The organism is Bizionia sp. (assembly GCF_048259285.1).
GTDB classification, from domain to species: Bacteria; Bacteroidota; Bacteroidia; order Flavobacteriales; family Flavobacteriaceae; genus Algorimicrobium; species Algorimicrobium hallyeonense.
In genome coordinates this window covers 59,907-67,012 of record NZ_JBLXHU010000010.1, presented here as the reverse complement: position 1 = coordinate 67,012, position 7,106 = coordinate 59,907, and the positions used below count along the sequence as shown (strand labels likewise).

At 32.7% G+C, this 7,106-nt stretch carries 7 protein-coding genes; 5 read left to right on the top strand and 2 right to left on the bottom strand.

Annotated features, from left to right (window positions below; translation table 11 throughout):
• Positions 1-157 precede the first annotated feature (157 nt).
• From ligA to ACN0QX_RS07100, 3 genes are all read left to right on the top strand, one after another.
• Complete coding sequence (gene ligA, locus ACN0QX_RS07110; RefSeq protein WP_417196020.1) at positions 158-2,152, top strand: NAD-dependent DNA ligase LigA; 1,995 nt, start codon at positions 158-160, stop codon at positions 2,150-2,152.
• A 90-nt stretch (positions 2,153-2,242) separates the two neighbouring features.
• Entirely contained in the window at positions 2,243-2,971 is a 729-nt protein-coding gene (locus tag ACN0QX_RS07105) for a hypothetical protein (protein ID WP_376861163.1), read from the top strand.
• Between the two features lie 354 nt (positions 2,972-3,325).
• On the top strand, positions 3,326-3,895 hold the full coding sequence (locus tag ACN0QX_RS07100; RefSeq protein ID WP_417196019.1) for a hypothetical protein: 570 nt from the start codon (positions 3,326-3,328) through the stop codon (positions 3,893-3,895).
• Here ACN0QX_RS07100 and ACN0QX_RS07095 read toward each other — a convergent pair.
• Both ACN0QX_RS07095 and ACN0QX_RS07090 read right to left on the bottom strand, forming a co-directional pair.
• Positions 3,892-4,809 carry a bifunctional metallophosphatase/5'-nucleotidase gene (locus ACN0QX_RS07095; protein ID WP_417196018.1) on the bottom strand — a complete coding sequence of 306 codons (918 nt, stop codon included), beginning with the start codon at positions 4,807-4,809 and terminating at the stop codon, positions 3,892-3,894. The two genes, ACN0QX_RS07100 and ACN0QX_RS07095, sit on opposite strands and share 4 nt — an antisense overlap.
• Before the next feature lie 4 nt (positions 4,810-4,813).
• Positions 4,814-5,575 carry a 5'-nucleotidase C-terminal domain-containing protein gene (locus ACN0QX_RS07090; protein ID WP_248398746.1) on the bottom strand — a complete coding sequence of 254 codons (762 nt, stop codon included), beginning with the start codon at positions 5,573-5,575 and terminating at the stop codon, positions 4,814-4,816.
• 71 nt (positions 5,576-5,646) lie between these two features.
• On the opposite strand from ACN0QX_RS07090, the gene ACN0QX_RS07085 reads away from it, so the two are divergent.
• Both ACN0QX_RS07085 and dapA read left to right on the top strand, forming a co-directional pair.
• On the top strand, positions 5,647-6,177 hold the full coding sequence (locus ACN0QX_RS07085; RefSeq protein ID WP_248398751.1) for a DUF6913 domain-containing protein: 531 nt from the start codon (positions 5,647-5,649) through the stop codon (positions 6,175-6,177).
• Positions 6,167-7,048, top strand: coding sequence for a 4-hydroxy-tetrahydrodipicolinate synthase (gene dapA / locus ACN0QX_RS07080; protein WP_248398754.1), 882 nt, complete (start codon positions 6,167-6,169; stop codon positions 7,046-7,048). Before ACN0QX_RS07085 ends, dapA begins: the two co-directional genes overlap by 11 nt.
• Positions 7,049-7,106 lie beyond the last annotated feature (58 nt).

The following is a 7,106-nucleotide window of genomic DNA, read 5'->3' as shown; positions in this document are numbered from 1 at the left end:
AGAGCTTTGAAGGAGAATGGTTTGCTGTTTTTTGAAATTAATCAATATCTTGGCGCCGAAATGAAAACCTTACTGAAAACGACACTATATAAAGACATTGAATTAAAAAACGATATGTTCGGAAATCAGCGCATGCTAAAAGGAATGAAATAAGTTTATGAGTATACAAGAACAAATAGAAGCATTACGAGACGAATTGCGTCAGCATAATTACAATTATTATGTACAAGACAATCCCACTATTTCTGATTTCGAATTTGATGTAAAACTCAAGCAACTTCAAGAACTTGAAGCAAAACATCCAGAATTTTATGATGCTAGTTCACCTACCTTACGAGTTGGTGGTGAAATAACCAAGAATTTTGAAACGGTTGCTCATGAGCATCGTATGTATTCCCTAGAGAATTCGTATTCTAAAGAGGACTTGCTAGATTGGGAAACGCGAATTAAAAAAATGGTGGATGGTGCTATTAGCTATACCTGTGAATTAAAATATGATGGAGCATCTATCAGTCTCACTTATGAAAATGGAAAATTACGGAAAGCAGTTACTAGAGGTGACGGTTTTCAAGGTGATAATGTAACGGCTAATATTAAAACCATTAAGTCTGTTCCTTTGCAGTTGAAGGGTGATTATCCGGAGAAATTTGATATTCGTGGCGAAATAGTTTTGCCTTTTGAAGGCTTTATTAAAATGAATGAAGAGCGGATAGAAATAGGAGAGGAACCTTATAGAAATCCACGAAATACAGCGTCTGGTAGTTTAAAGTTGCAAGATAGTAGTGAAGTTGCTAAACGACCGTTAGACTGTTTGTTGTATAATATTACAGGAAATAATCTCAATATAAAAACCCAATTTGAAAGCTTGGAAAAAGCACGCTCTTGGGGATTTAAAGTTCCTGAAATAGCAAAAGAAGTGAATTCCATGGATGCGGTTTTAGAATTTATTGCGCATTGGGATATTCATCGACACAATTTGCCTTATGAAACCGATGGTGTTGTTATTAAGGTGAATGATTTGCAACAACAAGAAGAATTAGGCTATACGGCTAAAGCACCACGATGGGCTATGGCTTATAAATTTAAAGCCGAACAAGTTTCTACCCGACTCAATGAAATTACATATCAAGTTGGTAGAACGGGAGCTATTACACCGGTTGCTAATTTAGAACCTGTAGAATTGGCTGGAACTACCGTAAAACGAGCATCACTGCATAACGCAGATCAAATTGAAAAATTAGATATTCGTGAAGGTGATATGGTTTTTGTTGAAAAAGGCGGCGAAATTATTCCTAAAATAATTGCTGTCGATTTAAGTCAGCGTCCAGCAGATTCGCAGCCCACTCAATATATAACCCAATGTCCAGAATGTAACACGGCGTTAGTTAGGCAAGAGGGGGAAGCACAACATTATTGTCCAAATTACAATGGTTGTAAACCACAAATTATTGGTAGAATTCAACATTTTATTAGTAGGAAAGCAATGGATATTGATGGGTTGGGAGGAGAAACTGTTGCCTTATTAGTTAATGCTGGATTGATTTTAAATTATTCGGATTTATATGAATTAACCATAGAAGATGTTTTGCCATTAGAACGGATGGCACAAAAAAGTGCCGAAAATTTATTAAATGGTATTCAAGCCAGTAAAGACGTTCCGTTTGAACGTGTTTTATTTGCTCTAGGCATTAGATATGTAGGTGAAACTGTAGCTAAAAAATTAGTAAAGCATTATAAAACAATTGGCGCTATAGCGAATGCAACAACTATTGATTTAGTAACTGTTGATGAAATTGGTGTACGAATAGCAGAAAGTGTAACCGATTTTTTCCAAACACAAACAAATATTGAAATTGTTGAACGGTTAATACGATTTGGTGTGCAAATGGAAATTTCAGCCGAAAAATTAGCCAATCAAACCAATAAATTAGAAGGTCAAGCGTTCGTAGTATCAGGTGTTTTTCATGTCGTTTCTAGAAACGAATTAAAGAAACTGATTGAGGATAATGGAGGTAAAGTATCATCATCAATCTCATCTAAAACAAATTTTGTGGTTGCTGGTGATAATATGGGGCCCAGCAAAAAAGAAAAAGCAGATTCTTTAGGTATTTCCATTATATCGGAACAAGATTTTTTAAGTATGATTTCATGATGAATATGTGATTTCATCGATAAAATGCCAAAATTTACGATTAATCGCAAATTTTATATTTATATTTGCCATTTAATACAATAGTTATTAATGAAGATTACCAATATTATAATATTTTTTATAATTGCTTTGTGCGTGTTGTTTGCCGTTTTTCAATTTAGTGGTCAAGAATATCTTTCAAGCGGAAGCAAGTCTTTAATTGTACCATTTTTTACGGTGTTATACTTTATTAACGTATCTGAAAGGTCTAAATACTTTTCATTATTCCTTGTTTTATTCTCTATTGCCGAACTTTCGACTATTCTAGATTATTTCAGTTTTGATTGGAGTCAACATAGATTAGACATGTATTACTTGCTAGGAAACGCTACATATATCTTGGCTTATGTTTTTTTAATTCTAGAGGTTTTCAAAACTATAAATTTGAGGAAAGTTTTGAAAAGCTATTTGATACATGTCGTTGTTTTGCTGGTGCTGAATATTTATATAATTTATGTTTTAATAACGATTGTTAATCCAGAATTTCAAATTGATTCCTCGGGTTATTTAATAGGTGTTGAGTTTGTTTATAATATTGTTATGCTCTTGTTATTGACTATTTCTTTAATTAGTTATTTTTATAACGACAATAAAAAAACCTTGCTCTTATTTTTTGGTTCTGTTTGTATTGTTTTTTCAGAAGTGATCCAAATTGCTTATTTCTACATAGCAGATCAGGATGTGCTCAATATTGCCCAAACCATATTATTTGTTTTAGCCTTTTGCTTCTTTTACTTTCAATCTAAAGTGAAAAACAAGAAAGTGCATTTCTTTGCATAGTTTACAAAATTCCTTTTTTCAATAAAAAATTCCTTTTACATGTGTTAATATCGTGTCTAAAATTGATGGATATGCCAAATTTTAACATATTATTCGATGAAATGCACGTTTGAAACGATAAACTAACTTTTTTTTGCTATATTTGTTTCAACCTACTTATGAATATCTACTGTGAAAAATTGGCTACAAATTAGTTACAATAGGAATCTTGTATTCGTTCTGTTTTTTCTTGTATTTATAAATGTCTTCGCAATTTTGAGCGAAAATGATTTACTGATTCAAGTAACGAAACCAATGTTTATTCCTTTTTTGTTTATGTATTATTTAATTAAAAATAAATACATAAATGCGGTTATGATTACTTTTCTCGTGTTTTCCTTTTTGGGAGATTTTTCGTCTGTATTCTTTTCAGACCCTTTTATGGTAAGTCTTTCAAGCTTATTTTATTGTATTAGTTACTTTACTTTAGGCTATGCAGCGGTTTCAAGAATTCGAATTTTTAATATAGATAAGGTTGTCGGTATTTGCTTACTGCTCGTGTTTTCTATTAACGCGTATTTAATGTATCAACTATTTACGGTTTTACAAATACAAATTTCGGATACGACAGAAGTTGCATTATTTGCTGTAAAAAGCATTGCACTCATGGCTTTAGTTTTTATGACGTTTGCTACGTATTTAAATAAAGATACGAAAGCATCTATTCTATTTTTGACTACAGCGCTTTGCTTTGTTTTTTCGGATGTACTTTATTATATCAGTAATTACTATGTGTATCACGATATGTTTGTCGTTTTAGATAGACTTTTACATGTACTGGGGCTGTTCTTTTTATTCGGTTATATTATTGAATATAATAGAAAACGAAAAAAACGCTTAGTACTAAGCAAGGTTTCAACTACGGCAGAAACGATTGGCGTTTAAACAATGATGAAAGTTCCAGTACTGGTCATATTTTTATCTTTATCAAAATAAAACTCTATTTTCCCGAGGTTAATCCCGAAGCAACCAACTTGGTTAACAAGCATATTTTTGCCTAAACTGTTTTTAACAACCGTTGGTTTTGATAAAAATGTATGTGTATGACCACCAATTATTAAATCTATATCTTTTGTTTTTGCTGCTAAACTTAAATCGCTAATTTTATCAGAATTGTTTTTGTAGTAATAGCCCATATGAGATAAACAGATTACTAAATCACATTTTTCATTTTCTTTTAAAATACGCGTCATATCTTGACTTATTTCAACAGGATCCAAATATTTAGTTTCCTTATACATACTTTTGTCTACCAAGCCAGCAAGTTCAATTCCTAAACCAAATACACCTATTTTAATACCATTTTTGGTAAACGTTTTATAGGGTTTTACATACCCATCCATTATGGTGTTTGAAAAATCGTAATTGGCAGATAGAAAATCGAACTCCGCGTGCGGTAATTGTGCATGTAAGCCGTTTAATCCATTATCAAAATCATGGTTTCCAATAGTAGCTGCATCATATTTTAACTTACTCATGAGTTTAAACTCCAACTCACCACCATAATAATTAAAATAGGGTGTCCCTTGAAAAATATCGCCTGCATCCAATAATAATGTATTTGGATTTTCGGTTCGGATGGCATCAATTAATGTGGCACGTCTAGCAACTCCACCTTTATTAGGGTTTCGGCCATCTTCAGGGCCAAACGGATCAATATGACTGTGTACATCGTTGGTATGAAGTATCGTGATTTTAGTTGTTTTTTCAGGTGAAGAAAAGGACGATAACCCCAAACCGCCTACAGTTACAAAAGCAGCAGAAGCGGATGTTTGTTGAATAAATTCGCGACGTTTCATAGGATTAATTTTTTAATTTAATAAAGCGGTTGTCAATAACAGGGCTAATTGTATCTGTCTTTTTAAAGTAATCTATAAACGCATTTCTAATTTTATAATCTAAAATTTCTATAGATTCTTCAGGTTTAAAAAAGGTCATATGATCACCACCATTATATAGGTAATCGTTGGTTGCCACGTAATATGTTTTGTTAACATCAATAGGGTTGCCGGAAATAGTTGCCTCTTTTACACTATAATCTGCATGTAACACTAAATTTAGTTTTGCAATGGGGTGCGCGCGTTTAGCTTTTGATAAGTATTCTGTCATTAAGTTAATTTGACTACCTTTTATACCTACCACAACAATACTATTTTCAAACGGCATAATTTCAAAAGCTGTTCTTGCCGAAACTGGGCCTTTGGAAATTATAGCACGAATACCACCATGATTTAGTAGAACCATATCAATGTTTTTGCCCGTTCTTTGGAAGAAAACAGGATTGGATTGCTCATAGATAACATCAGCAAACAAATTTCCAATAGCCGTATTGAATTCACCATCGCTCTTAGAATATGTATCAACGGCATAGCTTAACACACTATCTAAATCATTGTTTACATGTTCGCGATAGGGTTTAATAAAGGCCTCAATGTCAGGGTCAGATTTTAGGGAGTCGGTAATGATAATTTGTTCCCCTTTAATCTGTTTTAATTGCCAAGTATCATGCTTACAATTAAATAATGTAAGCCCTATAATTGTTAGGAGTAAATGCTGTAATTTCATATGTATAAACAAAAAAATTAATACGCTTATGTACGTACTTTTAGTATCTTTGCGTAAAGCATAAAGATATAATGATTTTAAAGGGTTTTAAAGAAAATTCTATTAAAAAACACTTACAGTCTATTCTGAACAATTCAGAAGGCACTTCAAAAGCACAAGTAATTGAAAGTGTTGGTATTATTGTTAATGCCGATGAGGTGACAAACTTAGCAATGTTTGATACTTTAACTTCAAGTTTGCATATTTTACCAAACAAATTAAAAGTTATTGCCTATACGGAAGCTAAAAACACAGAGTTACTTTCTTGGGAATCCTGTTATAGCCCTAAAGATATAGGATGGAAAGGAACTATACTAAATACGGAGTTGGATACGTTTTTAAATACTAAATATGATTTACTCATTAGTTTTTATACAACGGACATATTGCATTTAAAATTGCTTACAGCCAAATCTGAAGCCTATTTTAAAGCGAGCATTTTTCAGGAAGATGAACGATTAAATGATTTAATTATTCAAACTCCTCTAAACGATTTTGATGCTTTTAAAATCGAATTACTAAAATATTTACAAGTTTTTAAGACACTTAAACATGAAGCATAAATTAACTGGAGCAGGAATAGCTATTGTTACACCTTTTAAAACCGATTTATCTGTAGATCACGGAGCCTTAACGCGTATTGTTAATTTCAATATTGAAAACGGCATGGATTATATTGTTATTGCTGGTACAACCGGAGAGAGTGTCACCATTACTTCGGCAGAAAAACAAGCAATTATTAATACAATAGTAACAGCTAATAACAAGCGGGTGCCATTGGTTCTTGGAATTGGAGGCAATAACACCGCTGCGGTAATTGCAGAAATCCAAGAGACTGATTTTTCTGATATAGACGCTATTTTATCAGTATCACCTTACTATAGTAAACCAACGCAAGCAGGAATTAGTGCGCATTTTGAAGCCATTTCAAAAGTCAGCCCAAAACCAATAATATTATATAACGTGCCAGGAAGAACCGGATCTAATATGCTTCCGCAAACTATTATTGCGTTAGCAAACTCCTGCACGAATATTGTGGCAGTAAAAGAAGCTGCTGGAAATATGGGGCAATACCTACGTTTATTAAATGATAAACCAACCGAATTTATGGTTATTTCTGGAGATGATGATTTAGCTTTGCCTGTAACCCTTGCTGGTGGTTCTGGTGTTATTTCTGTTATCGGCCAGGCATTCCCTAAAGATTTTGCACAAATGATTCATTTAGGATTAGAAGGTAAAAATAAGGAGGCATTCAAGTTGCACAATAAGTTAATGGATATTACGAATTTCATTTTTTCGGAGAACAATCCTTCAGGGATAAAAGCCGTTTTAAACGCCATGAAATTATGTCAATCTACGGTTAGACTGCCATTGGTTGAAGCAACTGATGAACTAAAGAAAACTATAACAGGTTTCGTTAATACCTATGCATAAGCGTTAAATAATACTTAATCCTAATGATTACCTTATTTTAGCTTGTATTTTAGCAAAA